The sequence below is a fragment of the Pseudomonas sp. BN417 genome, assembly GCF_029871205.1.
Taxonomy (GTDB): domain Bacteria; phylum Pseudomonadota; class Gammaproteobacteria; order Pseudomonadales; family Pseudomonadaceae; genus Metapseudomonas.
In genome coordinates, this window is sequence record NZ_SSOJ01000035.1 from 32,274 (window position 1) to 48,895 (window position 16,622).

The following is a 16,622-nucleotide window of genomic DNA, read 5'->3' on the forward strand; positions in this document are numbered from 1 at the left end:
CTCAGTGGAACCACCGCCATGCAGCTCTACAGTTTCTTCAACAGCTCCACCTCCTACCGTGTGCGCATCGCCCTCGCCCTCAAGGGGCTGGTGGTGGACTACCACGGCGTCAACCTGCGCGCCGGTGAGCAGCGCAGCGCCCAGCACTGGGAGCTGAGCCCGGTGGGCGGGTTGCCGGTACTGGTGGACGACGGCGGCGTCACGCTGACCCAGTCGTTGGCCATCATCGACTACCTCGATGCACGCCATCCCGAGGTACCGCTGATTCCCCGCGAGCCGCTGCAGCGTGCCCGGGTGCTGGAGGTGGCCAACCTGATCGCCTGCGACATCCACCCGATCAACAACCTGCGCGTGCTCGGCTACCTGCAGCAGACCCTCGGCGTAAGCGCCGAGCAGAAGAGCGCCTGGTATGCCCACTGGGTGGCCGAAGGCCTGGCAGCAGTGGATGAACTGCTGTGCCGCCACGGCTCCGGCCCCTACTGCTTTGGCGAGCTGCCGACCCTGGCTGATTGCTGCCTGGTGCCCCAAGTGGCCAATGCCGAACGCATGGGCTGCGACCTCAGTGGTTACCCGCGCGTGCTCGCGGTGTATCGACACTGCCAGTCGCAGCCCGCCTTCCAGCAGGCCGCCCCGAGCCAGCAACCCGACTTCATCCAATAACAAGCAGGACCGCCAGGGGCGGACCCAGAAACAGACTCCGTGGAGGACCGAACCATGACTGCCCAACGCCAACAACAGAAGATCATCATCGTCGGTGGTGGAATCGGCGGCCTCGCCGCTGCCCAGGCCCTGACCCAGCAAGGCCTCGAAGTGCTGCTGCTGGAGCAGGCCTGCCAGATCGGCGAGATCGGCGCCGGCATCCAGCTCGGCCCGAACGCTTACGCGGCCCTGGATGCCCTGGGCGTCGGCGAGGCGGCCCGCAAGCGTTCGGTGTTCACCGATCACCTGATCATGATGGACGCCATCGACGCCCACGAAGTGGCACGGGTCGAAGTCGGCGAACGCTTCCGCCAGCGATTCGGCAACCCCTACGGCGTGATTCATCGGGCGGATATCCACTTGTCGATCCTGGAAGCGGTGGAGCGCAACCCGTTGATCCGCTTCCAGACCTCCACTCACATAGAGTCGATGGAGATGGATGATCGTGGGGCTACGCTGGTGGACAGCAATGGCAATCGGTACCACGCGGACGCCGTGATCGGTTGCGACGGTGTGAAGTCGGTGATCCGCGAGAAGCTGGTGGGTGATGCCGCTCGCGTCACCGGCCATGTGGTCTACCGTGCGGTGGTGGAGGCCGAGAACATGCCCGAGGACCTGCGCGTCAACGCGCCCATGCTCTGGGCAGGACCGCACTGCCACCTGGTGCATTACCCGTTGCGCGGCGGCCAGCAATACAACCTGGTGGTGACCTTCCACAGCCGCAACGAGGAGCAGTGGGGCGTCACCGACGGCAGCAAGGAGGAAGTACTGTCCTACTTCGAGGGCATCCACGAGCGGCCGCGGCAGATGCTCGATCGACCCACCTCCTGGCGCCGCTGGGCCACCGCCGACCGCGACCCGGTGGAGAGATGGGGTGAAGGCCGCGCCACCATCCTCGGCGACGCCGCCCACCCCATGACCCAGTACCTGGCCCAGGGTGCCTGCATGGCGCTGGAGGACGCGGTGGTATTGGGGCAGGCGGTGAAGGCCTGCGACCACGACCTGGAGGCAGCTTTCCGTCTCTACCAGTCCATTCGCATCCCGCGCACCGCCCGCGTGCTCTGGTCGGCCCGGGAGATGGGCCGCCTCTACCATGCCAAGGGCGTCGAGCGGCTGGTGCGCAACCAACTCTGGGAAGGGCGCAGTCAGGACCAGTTCTACGATGCCATCCAGTGGCTTTATGGCTGGAACATGGATAACTGCATGGGGCGCAGATAGGCAGGGTTCGAGGGGAGCCTGCGCACGCACATCCGCTTAGGCTGCGCGGTGAAGTCCATGCAGCCTCTCGCCGGAAAGGGTGCTTCGTATGGCCGCGATCCGCTTGTCGATCAGAGGTGTGAGCAATGAGTAGAGCTCGGCAGGCTGAATGGTCGTTCGTTGCCCGCCGAGCAGGTTGTCGGTCACCTGGGCCAGGGCGCCCCGCAAGGATTCGTCCGCATCCGTCAGCAGGCGGTCACGCAGATACAGCAACTGGACCTGCAGTTCCAGTCGGCATTGTTGATGGGCCGCTGCCTGGATGGATAGCCCTCTCAGCCGGCCGAGATCTTCTACCTTCCAGCATCGATCTGCGATTTCCGGCGTGGTCTCGAGCAGATGGCAACGTTGCAGCTCCAGGTAGCGAATCTGACCCAGCACGCTTTCCAGCAGTCGACAGTGGCCGTCGAAATCAGCCGGGGCCCGCAGCAGACGGTGCCAGCTGGCAAGGTCGCCCGAATCAGCCCAAGCGTTCCAGGCACGCTCCAGTTGCGCCTCGAGCGCCTGGCGGTTGCGAGTTGCGTCACTGCCGGACTGTGTACCCAGTGCGCGATGGCGCTGTACACCCTGCATGAGGTCCAGACCCAGCAGCAGCTTCAGGGTCAGTTCCTGATCCCGGCGATGCTGCCGCTGCCGGCCGACCCTCAGCAGGGTAATTCCGCTGAGAGCCAGTGCGATGAGAATGGCCAGCGTGGGCAGGCTTTGCATGGTCACGGCCTCGCTTCGTCGGTCAGGCGGGAAAGGTAGCGGGTCAGGTCATGGAGGCTGCCGGTCTGTCTGCTCTGTACCTGAAGGTTTTCGCTGATCTGCTGCAGCTGTTCGCTGAGGGCCTGGTTCGCCTGTTGCATGCCGCCAAAGCGCTGGAGGTTTTCCTGGCTCTTGCGCGCCAGCCGGTCGAGGCTCTCCGCGAGGCTATTGCTCTGTCCGCTGCCGCGCTCCAATAGCTCGCGGTGATGCTCGACCTCCCGGTCCACCCGGCCTACGGCTGCGGCTATGGCCGTGGCGGCGGAGGTGATGCCGCGGGTTGTCTCGTCCGTGGCGGTTGCCATCCGCCGGACTTCCTCCGCTACCACGGCGAAGCCGCGGCCCTGTTCACCCGCTCGGGCCGCCTCGATCGATGCGTTGAGGGCCAGGAGCTGGGTCTGCTTGGCCAGGTCCTGGATGCCCTGCACCGACTGCTCGACGAGGGCGGTGCTTTGCAGCAGCTGCTTCACGGCCAGGGCGGTGTCGCCCAGGCTGTCGCGGATATCAGTCATGCCCATGCCCAGTTGCTTGGCAGCCCGACAGCCTTCCTCTCCCTGGTCAAGGGCGGCGGCGAAAGCCGAACGGGCAGCGCCGGCCATTTCCTCGACGCTGGCCAGGCTGCGTTCGATCTGTTCGCTGGCGGCAGCGATCATGGTCACCCGATGGCTCTGCTCGCTGCCCTGCAGATTGGCCTTGTGCGCCAGCTGTTCAAGGGCCTGGCTGGCGAAACGCATTTCGCTGTGCAAACGCTCACCGCTACGCAGTCGCTCGCTGCAGGCCACCAGCAGGCTTGCCTGATCGCTGGCGGATCTGCTGCGCAGCTGGCGCGCCAACTCGCTGAACCAGAAGGTCTCTTTACAGCGTTGGCGCTGTTGGTGCAATTGCAGGGCCACGGCCAGGTAGAGCGCTCCGAGACCCAGGCCCAGGGCGGCCGCCGCCTGGCCGGCGTAGGCGCAGGTTGCCGCCGCAAGTGCCGCGACTACAGGTGGCCAGGTGTTGGCCCGGACGCTGGCGAGCAGGGCGATGCCTGGCTCGAATGGCAGCCAGGCGACAGGCTGTCCGGGCTTGATTGGTTGTGCTGGAGGGAGGCTGAATGCGCGATCGATCTTCAGCTCACCAGGGGTGGCGAGATTGCTCATGGTCGGTACCTCCACTGAAATCAAGGCGGTCTCATTCGGTCCTGCCCGTTGTCTCGTCCTTGAGACCGGACCGGCAGGATCGGTACGCAGCGCGGGCCGCCGCACACCGATGAGCTGCAGGCTGTGGGCAGTGGTTGATCAGTAGCTGTATTGCACTTGCACCCAGTACTTGTCGGTATCGACTGTGCGAGCCAGATCATCCGAGTCGTAGCTGGCGTACTTGACCAAGCCGACCAGCCCCTTCACCCCCGGAATCGGATGGCCATAGGAAAGGTCGATCTCGCTACCGTAGCTGTCGCTGTTCCGCTCGGTCTCGAAGTCGTGGTACCAGGCCTGCAGGCTGCCGCCGGCCAGTGGCGCGGTAAAGCCCAGGTAGGCGTCCTCGATGCCGTCGGCCGGGGTGGTGAGGAACTGGTCGGCCCAGCCCTGGAAAATGTGCTTGGTCGCAAGTGGCGTCTGGAAGGCGCGATTGCCCGGGCCGCTGTCACCACCCAACACCTCGTAGCCGCCCTTGAACTGTATGCCCTTGAAGGCGTACCCCAGTTCGGCCAGGTAGTAGTCGCTGTCCAGGTCCAGCGGGTTGTCCGCGTAGTCCAGCTGCCGCGCGTATTCCAGGGCGTAGCTGAAAGCACCCAGCGCACCGTTCAGGCGCAGGCCGCTGGTTCTGCTGGACAGGCTGCCCAGCGGCGAAGTGGCAGTGACCGCGATGTTGTCCAGGCCGAGCAGGTAGCTGTAGGCGGTCACCGTGAGTTCCGGCATCAGCAGGTACTGGGCATTGAGCAGGTGGCTGTGACCCTCGATGTTCGCCGGATTGGTGCGGTTGTCGAAGCGGCCGTTTTCAGGCCCGAAGATGGTGTTGATGTTGTCCAGGTAGCTGTAGGTCAGGGTCAGTCCGTCGAGGGGCTTGAGCTGGGCGAGGGCAGCGTCGTAGGTCTGTTCGTTCTGCCGCCAGGCGGAACCACCGACGAAGCGTTGGTTGTCCAGGTTGATGCGCTGGCGGCCCAGCACGGCGCTGCCGAAGGCCTGATCGTAGCGCAGTAGGGCCTGGTTGACCTCGGTGCCATCCGGGTCGACGACCATCGCGTAGTTGGTCTGCCCGTTGCGGCTGTCGTTGTAGGCGGCGTCGCCCAGGCGACTGACGTTGTCCACTTCCAGCAGGCCCGAGAGGCCGTACCACTTGCCACTCTGGAATCCGACGCGGGTACGCAGAGTCTGGGCATTGGCGTCGCGCAGGTTGTTGTTCTGGTCGACGTTTTCGAAGCGGTAGCGGGCGTCGAGGATGGGCTTGCCCTGGGTGAACAGGTTGCCAATGTCCTCTGCGGCCAGGGCGGCGTGACTGGTGCCGGCAACGGCCAGCGACAGCAGAGCGGGTTTCAGCATGTGCATAGCGGTCTTCCTAGGTCTGGAAAGCGCAAAAAAAACGCCACGGTGCCCGCGCTCCTGATGGGGAGGGGCTTCCGCGACGTCGTTGTCGGTTGAGTGGCAGACACGCCGTTGTGCTGACCGGGGAGGGTCAAAGCAGGCGTCGTGCCATGTCATGCAAGTTGTTGAATTAGCTAGATTTGCTCTCAGACCTGGAACATTTGGCGATTAGCCGGTGCACCGTTCATGCCCAGATCGCATTGATGCGGGGCGGTGACGGGGCAGGGCGAATCCCTTGTGGGGGCGATTTCAATCGCCAAGCAGGCCGAAGGCCTGCCAATCGGTCTGTTCGGGGCAGCGTTGCTGCCCTTCGCGAATGAATTCGCCCCCACAGGTTTCCTGCGGGTGTGATGGGTGGATCAGGCCAGCGGACTGGAGATGACTTCGACGTAGGTTGGTGCTGAGCTTGCGAAGCCCAACAAGGGGGATGAGACGTGCCAGGGAGCGCTGGGCTGAGCTTCGCTCTGCGCCCACCTACAGGGCGCTTGGGGTCTCAGCGATTGAAGTCGCCCCCGCAGGTGTTCCTGCGGGGCGAGCCGGGTGGGGTCAGGCGGCGGGGCGCTGCTGGCGCTGGTAGAGGAACTCCAGCACGGCCGTCCGGTATGCGTGATAGCGGGCGTCATTGGCCAGGGCCAGGCGGTCGCGCGGGCGGTCCAGGTCGACCTTGACGATATCGCCGATGGTGGCTGCCGGGCCGTTGGTCATCATGACGATGCGGTCGGAGAGCAGCACGGCCTCGTCCACGTCATGGGTGACCATGACCACGGTGCTGTGGGTCTCGCCGACAATGCGCAGCAACTCGTCCTGCAGGTGTGCGCGGGTCAGGGCATCCAGCGCGCCGAAGGGCTCGTCCATCAGCAGCACCTTGGGTTCCATCGCCAGCGCGCGGGCGATGCCCACGCGCTGTTTCATGCCGCCGGAGATTTCACTGGGGTGTTTGTGGGCCGCATGGTCCAGGCCGACCATCCGCAAGGCCGCTGCGGTGCGCTCCTTGAGGCGGGCCTTGCTTTCGCGGGCGGCGAAGACCCTTTCCACGGCGAGGTAGACGTTGCCGAAGCAGGTCATCCAGGGCAGCAGGCTGTGGTTCTGGAACACGACGGCACGTTCCGGGCCCGGGCCGTCGATCTCCCGGCCATTGCAGATCAGCCCGCCCTCGTTGGTGTCCAGCAGGCCGGCAATCAGGTTGAGCACGGTGGACTTGCCGCAGCCGGAATGGCCGATCAGCGAGACGAACTCGCCGCGGGCGATGCTCAGGTTGACGTTGCTGAGGGCCTGGAAGCGACCCTTGCGCGTATCGAAGTGTTTGCTGACACCGGTCAGCTCGACGAACTTGTCCATCAGGGTTCTCCTGCTTTTGTAGGAGCGTGCTTGCTCGCGAATGCTGTTCGCGAGCCAAGCCCGCTCCTACGGGATGTTCAGTTGCTGTAATCGAAGCGCTTGGCCAGCCACAGCAGGCTCTGTTCCAGGGCCAGGCCGACCAGGCCGACGATGATGATGGCGATGAGGATGTGCTCGACGTTGAGGTTGTTCCATTCGTCCCACACCCAGAAGCCCAGGCCGGTGCCGCCGGTGAGCATTTCTGCGGCCACTATCACCAGCCAGGCGACGCCGATGGCCAGGCGGATGCCGGTCATCAGATGGGGCAGTACGGCCGGGAAGAGGATGCGGGTGAGCACCTTGAACTCGGAGAGTTTCAGCACCCGCGCCACGTTGAGGTAGTCCTGCGGCACGCTGGCCACGCCGGCGGCGGTGTTGAGGATGATCGGCCAGATCGAGCTGATGAAGATCACCCAGATCGACGCCGGACCGGCCGCCTCGAACACCAGCAGTCCGATGGGCAGCCAGGCCAGTGGGGAAACCGGCCGCAGCAGGCTGATGATGGGCGAGAGCATCCCGGCCAGAAAGGTGAAACGACCGATGGCGAAGCCCAGTGGAATGCCCACCAGCGCGGCCATGCCGAAGCCCAGGCCGACCCGGCCCAGCGAGTGGAGGATGTTCCAGCCGATGCCCATGTCGTTGGGACCGTTGTCATAGAAGGGATCGGCGAACAGTTCCAGCGCCGAATGCCAGGTCGACAGCGGGCCCGGGAGCCCTTCGCTGCGTGCTGCCACCAGGGCCCAGAGGCCGATGAACAGCAGCATGCCGAGTAGCGGCGGAACCAGCACCCGCGCCAGGTTGTGCAAGGCCTCCGCGCCAGGCATGGCCTGGCGCGGAGCTACGCTGGGCGCAGCCTTCGGGGCCACCGGCAGTGGCGGATTCACGGGAGCGTTCATGGTGGCCTCCTGGGTCAGGCTTTGATGGCGAAGGATTGCGCGTACGCGGCCGCGTTCGAACCATCCCACAGCTTGCCGTCCATCAGGGTGCTGCTACGCATCTGGCTGGGCGGAACCGGCAGGCCGAGGGCGCTGGCGGCTTCGCTGAATATTCTGGTCTGGTTGACCTGGGCGGCGACGGCTGCATAGTCCGGGTCTTCCTTGATCAGGCCCCAGCGCTTGAACTGGGTCATGAACCACATGCCGTCGGAGAGCCAGGGGAAGTTCACGTTGCAGTCCTTGCAGAAGGCCATGGCGTGCTGGTCATCCCATTTGTTGCCCAGGCCGTCCTCGTAGTGACCGAGGAAGCGCTGTTCGATGACGTCCACCGGGGCATTCACGTAGGCCTTGCCGGCGATCAGCTTGGCGGTGGCCTTCTTGTTCTCGTCGCTGGCCTCGATGAAGCGGCTCGCATCGAGCAAGGCCATCACCAGGGCCCGCGCGGTATTGGGGTTCTGCTCGACGAACTCGCGCGAGCAGCCCAGCACCTTTTCCGGGTGGTCGGCCCAGATCTGCTGGGTGGTGGTGGCGGTGAAACCGATCTTGTCGAAGATCGCCCGCGCGCCCCAGGGCTCGCCGACGCAGAAGCCGTCCATGTTGCCCACACGCATGTTGGCGACCATCTGTGGCGGCGGCACGGTGATGGTCTTCACATCGGTCATCGGGTTGATGCCGTGACTGGCCAGCCAGTAGTAGAGCCACATGGCGTGGGTGCCGGTGGGGAAGGTCTGGGCGAAGGTCAGTGGGGTGCCGCCCTTCTTGATATGCGCGGCGAGCTGATCGCCATTGGTTACACCCGCCTCCTTGAGCTGGCGGGAAAGGGTGATGGCCTGGCCGTTCTGATTGAGGCCCATGAGCACCGCCATATTCTTTTGCGGGCCCGCCACGCCGAGTTGGGAGCTGTACATCATGCCGTAGAGCACGTGGGAGGCATCCAGTTCGCCGGTGTTCAGCTTGTCGCGCACGCCGGCCCAGGAGGCTTCCTTGCTCGGGGTGATGGAGAGGCCGTACTTGGCGGCGAAGCCCTGGGTAGCGGCGACTACTACCGAGGCGCAGTCGGTGAGGGGAATGAAACCGACCTTCAGGGCGGCCTTTTCCGGTGCGTCGGAACCTGCGGCCCAGGCCGCGCTACGCAGGAAGCCAGGGGCGGAAAGCCCCAGGGCGGTCACGCCGCCGACGGTGCCGGCAATGGCGATGGATTGCTTGAGGAAGTTGCGGCGGCTGTTGTTCACCGGGTCTTTGGAATCACGTTCGCTCATGGTGTTGTCCTTGTTGGAAGGCAAAACAAAAAACGACGTGCGCCAGAGCTCCCGATAGGGGAAGGAGCTCTGACGGACGCCGTTGTCCGTGATCCGCGGCCCACCGCCGTTGGCGCGCTACGCTGGAATCTGCTGAGAGATTTGCAAAGGCCTTGCCAGCTTGCACAGTAGGCTCAAGGCCTGGCTGGGGCCGGCTTCGGCAGGTTATGAATGCCTTTTAAATCAGCAGCTTGCTGGTTGGATGGAGCAGAAGAGCAGGCTGGCGGGACTGGGCCATATGCGTGCGAAGGGCGAGCGGCCTGATCGGTTTTGGTTCGTCCGCTGCCGGGAGTTGCGCCTTGCGTTGTAGGGGCGAATTCATTCGCCAAGGGTCCGTAGGTTGGCGCTGAGCGAAGCGAAGCCCAACACGGAGTGCGCAGCACTCCCGAGCTTGTTGCCAGGGGATGTTGGGCTTCGCAGGCTCAGACCTGCGCGGCCCGCGCCAACCTACGGGGCTGCGCCCCATGGTTCAGACCCCGAGCATCTCGTGCGTGGCGATGATCTGCTCGGCCACCTGGATCAGCTTCTGTTGCCGCCCCATGGCCTGTCGGCGCATCAGGGTGTAGGCCTCGTCTACGGTGCAGGTCCTCAACTTCATCAGCAATCCCTTGGCGAGCTCGATCCGCTTGCGTTCGGCCAATTGGCTATCGCGTTCCAGCAATTGGGCACGCAGGGCCTGGTCACTCTCGAAGCGCGCCATGGCCACGTCCAGGATCGGGCGCAGGCGCTCGGCGTGGATCCCTTCGACCACGTAGGCGCTGACCCCAGCCTGGATCGCTTGGCGCATCAGGTCTGGATCGTGGTCGTCGGTGAACATCACGATGGGGCGCGGCTGGTTCCGGCTCACCATGACAACCTGTTCCATCATGTCGCGGCCGGCGGATTCGGTGTCGATCAAGACCACATCGGGGCGACTCGCCTCGATGTGCTCGGGCAAATCAATGCTCAGGCCGGTTTCATCAATGACGTCGAAGCCCGATTCGAGCAAGGCGTTCTTCAGGCGGCCAACCTTTTTCGGGGTGTCGTTGATCAGGAGAATACGAAGCATGGTGCGTTCATCTCCAGGTGTCAGAGGGGCAGGGATGCGGTCGGGGAATGGCGAGCGTGAATGGCGAAGCTGTCGGCGTAGCTCGCTGGATCGCTGCCATCCCAGATGCGCCCATCGACCAATGTGGAGCTGCGCATGGCCTGGTCAGGGACAGCAATGCCGAGCGCCTCGGCGGCATCTCGGTAGAGCGCCAGCTGATGAATCTGCCTGGCCACGCCAAGGTAGTCCGGATTGTCCCGGAGCAGCCCCCAGCGGCGGAACTGAGTCATGAACCAGATGCCGTCGGAGAGCCAGGGCATGGTGGCTTGGCCGTCGGCGAAGAAGCGCAACGGGTGTGAATCGCGCCATGCGTGACCGAGGCCATCTTCATAGTGTCCGAGAAAGCGCGGCTGGATGACCGAAAGCGGTGCATCGAGGTACTCGCTTGCGCAGATCAGTTGGGCGGTGCTGCGCTTGTTCTCGTCGTTGGCATCGATGAAGCGGCTGGCCTCCAGCACGGCCATGGTCAGGGCGCGGGCCGTGTTGGGGTATTGCTCCACGAAGGCTCGGGTGCAGCCCAGCACCTTCTCCGGATGATCGGGCCAGATCATCTGGCTGGTGGCCAGGGTGAATCCTTGCTTCTCATCCACGGCCAGCGCGCCCCAGGGGCCGCCGGCGCAAAACCCGTCGATGCGCCCGGCACGCAGGTGCTGGACCATTTGCGCGGGCGGCACCACCACGGTGTTCACATCTTCCAGGGGGTTGATGCCATGGGCCGCCAGCCAGTAGTAAAGCCACATGGCATGGGTGCCGGTGGGGAAGGTCTGGGCGAAGGTCAGTCTTGCCCCATGCTGGCGCACATGGGTGGCCAGTTCTTCCGCACGGGTCACGCCAGCCCGGCGGAGCTGCTCGGACAGGTTGATGGCCTGACCGTTCTGGCAAAGCCCCATGAGAATCGCCATCGCGGTAGGCGCGCTACCCAGGCCCAGATGGATGCCGTATATCTGTCCGTAGAGCGAGTGCGCGGCATCCAGTTCACCGCTCAACAACTTGTCGCGCAGGGCCGCCCAGGAGGTCTGTCGTTTGAGGTTCAGGGTCAGGCCATAGGGCTGGGCGAAACCCTGGGTGGCCGCGACGATCAACGAGGCGGCATCGGAAAGGGCTATGAAACCCAGGTTCACTGTGCGCTTTTCCGGGGCATCGCTGCCCGCGACCCAAGCGAGGTTGTCGTTACGAGTGCAACGCTTATCGGTCATGTCGTTAGTCCCACCACTGAACGAAAAAGGCGCCGCCCCAGTCACCATGGGGTTGGTGACCGGGAACGACGCCATCGTCTGTGAACTGACTCCGCCGTTGGAGCTAGCTCTGGATGCCGGTGTCAGCAATTGATGTGCCACTGTGCACCGGAGGGATTTCGTGCTGAATGCGCTCGGGGATGGAGGTCGGCTCAGTCGCCTTTGCTGCGATAGCGACTAGGCGCATGCCCTGTCCAGTTCAGAAAGGCGCGCCGAAATGCCGCCTCGCTGCTGAAACCCAGATGGCCGGCGATACGGCCGATCGTCCAGTCGGTGTCGCGCAAGCAGCGTTGTGCCGACTCGCACAGGCAGAGTCGGCGCAGCAACTGGTAGCTGGACCCTTCGCCTGCCAAACGCCGGCGCAAGGTCGGCTCGCTGGTGCCCAAGGCGGCGGCTATCGCGCCGAGTGCCGGTACATCGAGTTCATGGGCGATGGCGGCGTCGAGAAAGCCCCGTACCTGTTGCGTGACCGACATCACGCTCGGCGGCGCGCCTATCAGGCGGAAAGGAAAATCCACCAGGAACGAGGCCAGCTCGGCTGGATTGCGTATCACCTGGCGTGTCAGCAGTTCGCTGTTGAAGTTGAAGCCATAGGTCTGCTTGCCGACGGATACCGGGGCGTCGAACAGGCCGAGGAAGGGCATGGCGTCCTTGCGCTCCGGGTGGGCCAGGAACACGTTGGACGGACGTAGCGCATGCCCGATCAGCCAGGCGAATAGTTGCAGGTAGCAGAACAGTCCGGTCAGGTCGACCAGGCAGGCGGCCGAGCTGCGCTTCTGGCGCAGGGAGTCCATGTGAAAGGTGGCGTTCTGACCCTGCACGTCCAGGCTCAACTTCCCGGCACGGGGATGCAGCATGGCGCAGAACTCTGCGGCACAGAGGATGGCTTCGCCGAGGGTGCCGCAGCTGAGCAGGCAGCGACACATCAGGTCGACTTCGTTCTTGCGCATCGGTGGTTGGCCCTCACCCTGCGCGACTTTTGCCTCCAGTTGCTCGATGGCCTGTCGGTACAGCCTTACAAAGCTGTCCGCCGAGAGCTGCTCAGCCGATCCGCCTTGCCCGGGGGGCAGCAGGCTGTGGCGCTGCAACTCCTCCAGGAGTCGAGCGTCCAGCCCGTGGGGAATGCGAACGGCATGAGCTGATCGGGAGGCCATCATGAAACTCGCCTGTTGATTGCGACGGTAGTGGTCAGTGATCGATTCGGTGACGGTGCATCCACAGCTGCCATGGCTCAATGAGGGCAAGCCGGCAATGTTGGGCTAACGCTCAAGTCGCGGCGAACCCGGGCGCATCAGTGGAGCACTCATAACGTGATTATCGCCGTCATCCGATTGCCGAATCGCACCAGCCTGTCACCTGATGAGGGAGCAGGCAAGCCATGATCCAGATACTGGATGAAATCCTTCTGGACCCCAGACATATCCCCGCCGTGCTGGCGTTGCTGGAGGAGCGCTATATGCCGCAAGCGGCCGCGCGCGGGCTGACATTGTTGCAGCGCTGGGCGTCGCCACCGGTTGCCGTTCCCGGCGAGCGCAACAGACTCTGGTTGCTGTGGCAGGTGCCCGACGTGTGGGGCTACTACGGTATGCGCCTGGGCGCCGGGGCCGAAGTGCTGGAGTTCTGGGGCTTTGTGGACAGGTTGTGCGAGCACCGCGCTCGGCATGTGCTGGGCTGCGCCGACCAACCTCTGCCTTCGCCGGAGGTGCAGGAAGATGTGGCATGAAACCGCACAGCTCTATCTCGATCCGGATGCTGGGCCAGGCGAGGTGGCAGACGAACTGCAGCGCCGGGCTCAAGGCTTGGCTGGTCTCAAGTACTTCAGCCTTGGCCGCAATCTCGAAGGCAGTTGGGGGGCCGGCGATTTCACCCTGGACCTGTGTTTCGCAAGCAATGCATTCCAGGCCAGCACTGCGACCAGCCTGGCGCAGCTGCCGGGCGTTTCGCGCGTGGATCGAGTGGCTTACGAGCGGCTGGGCGGTGGTCAGCGTGCCGTTGGGTTGCAAGGCGGAATCTGGCGCACCTTGTTGTTGCGCGTGCGCCCGCATCGAGACCCTGGTCATGTAGCGGCTCTGGAGCGTGATCTGCTGCGCATGCCAGCGTACATGTCGGGCATCCGCAACTGGCAACTGAGTCGAGTCTGCTCGAACAGCGGTTGGACGCACGTCTGGCAGCAAGAGTTCGCCCGTGTCGACGATCTCCAGGGTGAGTATCTGATCCATCCATTTCACTGGGGCTGGGTGGATCGGTGGTTCGACCCCGAATTTCCCGAGTGGACTGTGGAAGCGATTGCCCATGCGTTCTGTCCGCTTGCAACGAGCATCCTGACCCACCCCTTGTCCCTTCTCCCTTCTGAAAATGAGGAGTTCCCATGACCCAGGTATCGCAAAAACTGGCCGGCAAGATCGCACTTGTCACGGGTGCCAGCCGTGGAATCGGTCGCGCCATCGCCCAGCGCTTCGCCGCGGAGGGTGCGACAGTGGTGGTCAGTGCGCGCAGTCTGCAGCAGACGTCCAGCCTGCCAGGCACCTTGGCCGAGACGGTCGAGCTGATCACGCAAGCCGGGGGCCGGGCGATCCCATTGGCCGCCGACCTGGAGCTACCGGCTGAGCGCGACAGTCTGGTGGCACGCGCAGCCGCTGCCGCCGGCGGCCTGGACATTCTGGTCAACAACGCGGGATTCGCCGAGTACAGCCGCGTCGAAAGCATGCCGCTGACAATGTTCGAACGCACTCTCGAGCACTACCTGCGGGTGCCGTTCACGCTAAGCCAGGCAGCAATCCCATTGATGCGGGCACGTGGTGGCGGCTGGATCTTGAACCTGGGCTCGGTCACCGCGTTGCCACCGCTGCGCCCTTACCATGATTTCGAACGGCTGGGGGGTATCGCTGTATACGCCGCAGCCAAGGCCGCCATCAATCGTTTTACCCAGGCGCTGGCGGCCGAGTTGGAGGCGGACAACATCGCGGTGAATGCGGTGGGGCCGAGCACCGCGATCCGCACCCCGGGCGGCGGGCGTTACATCCCGGAGGACTATCCAACCGAGCCCGTCGAGTATCTGGCCGAAACCGCTTTGGCCTTGTGCCAACTGCCCGCCCGCGAGCGTACAGGCCTGATCACGCACAGCCTGCACTTTCCCCTGGCACAGCAGCTGCCGGTCTACACCCTTGACGGCCGTGACAGGCTGCCGGCGCCGACGATCCCGGCTTGGGCGCACCCGGGCATAGAACCCGCCGGCGCATGAGCCGAACCAGTAGAAGGAGGGATGAACCCATGCAAAGGTTGATCGACAAGGTCGCGGTGATCGCTGGCGGCGGCTCGGGAATAGGCGCCGCCACCGCTGAGCGGTTGGCCATGGAAGGCGCGGCCGTCGTGATTGGCGATCTCGACGGCGTCAGCGCAAGCGCGCTTGCGCAGCGTATTCAGGCTCGGGGGCAACGCGCGTTGGGAGTGCAGTGCGACATCAGCGACGATGCCTCGGTGGCCGCGCTGGTGGCGACCGCGCTGAATGCTTTCGGCGGCATCGACCTGATGCACGCCAACGCGGCCGACATGGGCGCGATCATGCATGACACCACCGTGCTCGATGTGCCGCTCGAGATATTCGACCGTACGATCGCAGTCAACCTGCGCGGCTACCTGCTGTGCACCCGCCATGCGCTACCGGCGCTACTGCAGCGCGGTGGTGGCGCGATTGTCTACACCAGTTCCGCAGCGGCGTTCATGGGGGAGCCGGAGCGAGTCTGCTACGGCATCAGCAAGAGCGGCATTCATGCGCTGATGCGGCACGTCGCTTCGGCCTGGGGGAAGCAGGGCATTCGCGCCAACGTGGTCGCGCCAGGGTTGATCCTGACTGAAACCATCCGCACGCGGGCGGCGGAGGAGTTCAAGGCCGAAGTGCTCGAACGTGGTCGCAGTCCGCGCCTTGGCGAGCCGACGGACATTGCTGCCACGGTGGCGTTCCTGGCGTCGGCTGACGGCGAGTGGATCAATGGCCAGGTCATCAGCGTTGACGGCGGCGTCAACATGCGCTGAGTCGGGCACAGTCAGGCTCGCCCTCAATCCGCGAACAACTCGAGCATCAACTGCCTGAGCCAGCGGTTGGCGGGATCCGTATACCGTAGAAGGGAGCCTGGCCAATGGACCAGATGCGAGAAGGAGCCGCAGGCCCCGTGACGCTTCAGGCCCAGCGACTCCCTCTGATACGTCCCTGGAACTCCCGGGACGCTCTACCGATATGCCCGCGTGTTCCTTTCGGAACCCGCGGCCTTAGTGCTGTACCTCGACCATATCGACATCCGGTGCGTCGGGTACGTTATTGGGTTCAGGCTCTGCCTCGACCACATCGACGTCCGGCGCGTCAGGGGCTTCATTGGCGTCTTCCGCAGCCTCTCTGGCGGCATCTGCGGCGTCTTCGGCAGCTTCCCTGGCAGCGTCTGCGGCCTCTTCAGCCGCCTCTCTGGCAGCATCTTCAGCCTTGCCAGCAGCCTCTCTGGCTAGATCTGCGGCCTCTTTGGCTGCCTCTCTGGCAGCATCTGCGGCTTCCTTATCAACCTCCCTGGCAGCATCTGCCTCGTTCTTGGCAGCATCGCGGGCAGCATCTGCAGCCTCCCTGGCCGCCTCTCTGGCGCCATCTGCGGCTTCTCTAGCCGCGTCTCTGGCTGCATCCGCGCCGTCCTTGTCAGCGTCCCTGGCTGCATCTCGGGCGGCATCTGCAGCGTCTCTAGCGGCATCTCGGGCAGCATCTGCCGCATCCCTGGCGGCGTCTCTGGCCGCATCCGCCGCACCCTTGGCGGCGTCTCTGTCTGCATCCGCCGCATCTTTGGCAGCGTCCCTGGCTGCATCTGCCGCGTCGGGCGCATCGGCCATGCCGTCCGCGTCGTCGCGATCGCCTGCATCATCGTCATGGGCATTGCCAGGACCCCGGTTGCCGCCGACTTTGTCATGGTCTCTGTCATGGTCTCTGTCATGGTCGTTGTCATGGTCCGCGTCAGCGTCGCCGTGTCCCTTGCCTCCATCATGACCATCACCGGCATGGCCTGCCTCACCATGGTCGCCATCGTGACCACCGCCATCGTGACCGCCACCATCGCCACCGTGACCGCCGCCGTCACCGCCGTGACCATCGCCACCGTGACCGCCGCCGTCTCCACCGTGACCTCCGCCACCGTCACCACCGTGGCCTCCACCACCACTGCTGCCATCCCTGGCAAACGCGTATGAGCCAACCGAAATGTAATCAGGCATCAACACTGTCGATGCCGAGAGGACTCCACCAATAGCCAGAGCCAGTAGGCATTTTTTAACAATCATAAAGTGCCTCCGTCTAAGTTCTCTTGCTTAACGCTCCCTACGAAAAATTGACGATGTAGGGTTGAGCCGAGTCGGCGGGCGGAAGTTCATAGTCCGTAACATTTTTCTGCCGAGTGGCCCCG

At 64.3% G+C, this 16,622-nt stretch carries 17 protein-coding genes; 7 read left to right on the forward strand and 10 right to left on the reverse strand.

What is annotated here, in order from left to right; translation table 11 throughout:
- Positions 1–18: 18 nt before the first annotated feature.
- Together maiA and E8F11_RS02735 are read left to right on the forward strand one after the other, a co-directional pair.
- Positions 19–660 (forward strand): maleylacetoacetate isomerase, encoded by a 642-nt coding sequence (gene maiA / locus E8F11_RS02730; RefSeq protein ID WP_280287267.1) that lies wholly within the window; start codon positions 19–21, stop codon positions 658–660.
- Positions 661–714: 54 nt separating this feature from the next.
- Positions 715–1,917: a 3-hydroxybenzoate 6-monooxygenase gene (locus E8F11_RS02735; protein WP_280287268.1), complete on the forward strand. Its 1,203-nt coding sequence runs from the start codon at positions 715–717 to the stop codon at positions 1,915–1,917.
- Positions 1,918–1,953: 36 nt separating this feature from the next.
- On the opposite strand, the gene E8F11_RS02740 is transcribed toward E8F11_RS02735, so the two are convergent.
- The 9 genes from E8F11_RS02740 to E8F11_RS02780 all read right to left on the reverse strand — a co-directional run bounded on the left by E8F11_RS02740 (position 1,954) and on the right by E8F11_RS02780 (position 12,347).
- Entirely contained in the window at positions 1,954–2,661 is a 708-nt protein-coding gene (locus E8F11_RS02740) for a hypothetical protein (protein ID WP_280287269.1), read from the reverse strand.
- Positions 2,662–2,663: 2 nt separating this feature from the next.
- Entirely contained in the window at positions 2,664–3,836 is a 1,173-nt protein-coding gene (locus E8F11_RS02745; RefSeq protein WP_280287270.1) for a methyl-accepting chemotaxis protein, read from the reverse strand.
- Between the two features lie 138 nt (positions 3,837–3,974).
- Positions 3,975–5,222, reverse strand: coding sequence for an alginate export family protein (locus E8F11_RS02750; RefSeq protein ID WP_280287271.1), 1,248 nt, complete (start codon positions 5,220–5,222; stop codon positions 3,975–3,977).
- A gap of 582 nt (positions 5,223–5,804) precedes the next feature.
- Complete coding sequence (locus E8F11_RS02755) at positions 5,805–6,596, reverse strand: ABC transporter ATP-binding protein (protein WP_280287272.1); 792 nt, start codon at positions 6,594–6,596, stop codon at positions 5,805–5,807.
- A gap of 77 nt (positions 6,597–6,673) precedes the next feature.
- Positions 6,674–7,531 carry a nitrate ABC transporter permease gene (gene ntrB, locus E8F11_RS02760; RefSeq protein ID WP_280287273.1) on the reverse strand — a complete coding sequence of 286 codons (858 nt, stop codon included), beginning with the start codon at positions 7,529–7,531 and terminating at the stop codon, positions 6,674–6,676.
- A 14-nt stretch (positions 7,532–7,545) separates the two neighbouring features.
- Positions 7,546–8,829, reverse strand: a complete 1,284-nt coding sequence (locus E8F11_RS02765) for a CmpA/NrtA family ABC transporter substrate-binding protein (protein ID WP_280287274.1) — start codon at positions 8,827–8,829, stop codon at positions 7,546–7,548.
- 508 nt (positions 8,830–9,337) lie between these two features.
- Positions 9,338–9,916, reverse strand: a complete 579-nt coding sequence (locus tag E8F11_RS02770) for an ANTAR domain-containing protein (protein ID WP_280287275.1) — start codon at positions 9,914–9,916, stop codon at positions 9,338–9,340.
- 20 nt (positions 9,917–9,936) lie between these two features.
- Complete coding sequence (locus E8F11_RS02775) at positions 9,937–11,151, reverse strand: CmpA/NrtA family ABC transporter substrate-binding protein (protein ID WP_280287276.1); 1,215 nt, start codon at positions 11,149–11,151, stop codon at positions 9,937–9,939.
- 191 nt (positions 11,152–11,342) lie between these two features.
- Positions 11,343–12,347, reverse strand: coding sequence for an AraC family transcriptional regulator (locus E8F11_RS02780; RefSeq protein WP_280287277.1), 1,005 nt, complete (start codon positions 12,345–12,347; stop codon positions 11,343–11,345).
- A 221-nt stretch (positions 12,348–12,568) separates the two neighbouring features.
- Here E8F11_RS02780 and E8F11_RS02785 point away from each other — a divergent pair, with 221 nt between their 5' ends.
- The 4 genes from E8F11_RS02785 to E8F11_RS02800 are packed head-to-tail and all read left to right on the forward strand — an operon-like array spanning position 12,569 to position 15,222.
- Positions 12,569–12,913 (forward strand): hypothetical protein, encoded by a 345-nt coding sequence (locus E8F11_RS02785; protein WP_280287278.1) that lies wholly within the window; start codon positions 12,569–12,571, stop codon positions 12,911–12,913.
- Complete coding sequence (locus E8F11_RS02790; protein WP_280287279.1) at positions 12,903–13,562, forward strand: Dabb family protein; 660 nt, start codon at positions 12,903–12,905, stop codon at positions 13,560–13,562. Before E8F11_RS02785 ends, E8F11_RS02790 begins: the two co-directional genes overlap by 11 nt.
- Positions 13,559–14,431, forward strand: coding sequence for an SDR family NAD(P)-dependent oxidoreductase (locus E8F11_RS02795; protein ID WP_280287280.1), 873 nt, complete (start codon positions 13,559–13,561; stop codon positions 14,429–14,431). The genes E8F11_RS02790 and E8F11_RS02795 overlap by 4 nt, the downstream gene beginning before the upstream one ends.
- Positions 14,432–14,460: 29 nt before the next feature.
- On the forward strand, positions 14,461–15,222 hold the full coding sequence (locus E8F11_RS02800) for an SDR family oxidoreductase (protein ID WP_280287281.1): 762 nt from the start codon (positions 14,461–14,463) through the stop codon (positions 15,220–15,222).
- Positions 15,223–15,456: 234 nt separating this feature from the next.
- Here the strand turns inward: E8F11_RS02800 and E8F11_RS02805 are convergent, their stop codons facing one another.
- Positions 15,457–16,056 (reverse strand): hypothetical protein, encoded by a 600-nt coding sequence (locus E8F11_RS02805; protein WP_280287282.1) that lies wholly within the window; start codon positions 16,054–16,056, stop codon positions 15,457–15,459.
- Between the two features lie 99 nt (positions 16,057–16,155).
- On the opposite strand from E8F11_RS02805, the gene E8F11_RS02810 reads away from it, so the two are divergent.
- Complete coding sequence (locus E8F11_RS02810) at positions 16,156–16,410, forward strand: hypothetical protein (protein ID WP_280287283.1); 255 nt, start codon at positions 16,156–16,158, stop codon at positions 16,408–16,410.
- Positions 16,411–16,622 lie beyond the last annotated feature (212 nt).

Excerpts from the sequence above, each read along its gene's own strand:
- E8F11_RS02745 (WP_280287270.1), bottom strand. The coding sequence starts at position 3,836 with ATGAGCAATCTCGCCACCCCTGGTGAGCTGAAGATCGATCGCGCATTC.
- E8F11_RS02800 (WP_280287281.1), top strand. The coding sequence starts at position 14,461 with ATGCAAAGGTTGATCGACAAGGTCGCGGTGATCGCTGGCGGCGGCTCG.
- E8F11_RS02750 (WP_280287271.1), bottom strand. The coding sequence starts at position 5,222 with ATGCACATGCTGAAACCCGCTCTGCTGTCGCTGGCCGTTGCCGGCACC.
- E8F11_RS02765 (WP_280287274.1), bottom strand. The coding sequence starts at position 8,829 with ATGAGCGAACGTGATTCCAAAGACCCGGTGAACAACAGCCGCCGCAAC.
- maiA (WP_280287267.1), top strand. The coding sequence starts at position 19 with ATGCAGCTCTACAGTTTCTTCAACAGCTCCACCTCCTACCGTGTGCGC.
- E8F11_RS02805 (WP_280287282.1), bottom strand. The coding sequence starts at position 16,056 with ATGGCCGATGCGCCCGACGCGGCAGATGCAGCCAGGGACGCTGCCAAA.
- E8F11_RS02735 (WP_280287268.1), top strand. The coding sequence starts at position 715 with ATGACTGCCCAACGCCAACAACAGAAGATCATCATCGTCGGTGGTGGA.
- ntrB (WP_280287273.1), bottom strand. The coding sequence starts at position 7,531 with ATGAACGCTCCCGTGAATCCGCCACTGCCGGTGGCCCCGAAGGCTGCG.
- E8F11_RS02770 (WP_280287275.1), bottom strand. The coding sequence starts at position 9,916 with ATGCTTCGTATTCTCCTGATCAACGACACCCCGAAAAAGGTTGGCCGC.
- E8F11_RS02795 (WP_280287280.1), top strand. The coding sequence starts at position 13,559 with ATGACCCAGGTATCGCAAAAACTGGCCGGCAAGATCGCACTTGTCACG.
- E8F11_RS02775 (WP_280287276.1), bottom strand. The coding sequence starts at position 11,151 with ATGACCGATAAGCGTTGCACTCGTAACGACAACCTCGCTTGGGTCGCG.
- E8F11_RS02785 (WP_280287278.1), top strand. The coding sequence starts at position 12,569 with ATGATCCAGATACTGGATGAAATCCTTCTGGACCCCAGACATATCCCC.
- E8F11_RS02790 (WP_280287279.1), top strand. The coding sequence starts at position 12,903 with ATGTGGCATGAAACCGCACAGCTCTATCTCGATCCGGATGCTGGGCCA.
- E8F11_RS02780 (WP_280287277.1), bottom strand. The coding sequence starts at position 12,347 with ATGATGGCCTCCCGATCAGCTCATGCCGTTCGCATTCCCCACGGGCTG.
- E8F11_RS02810 (WP_280287283.1), top strand. The coding sequence starts at position 16,156 with ATGGTCGTTGTCATGGTCCGCGTCAGCGTCGCCGTGTCCCTTGCCTCC.
- E8F11_RS02740 (WP_280287269.1), bottom strand. The coding sequence starts at position 2,661 with ATGCAAAGCCTGCCCACGCTGGCCATTCTCATCGCACTGGCTCTCAGC.
- E8F11_RS02755 (WP_280287272.1), bottom strand. The coding sequence starts at position 6,596 with ATGGACAAGTTCGTCGAGCTGACCGGTGTCAGCAAACACTTCGATACG.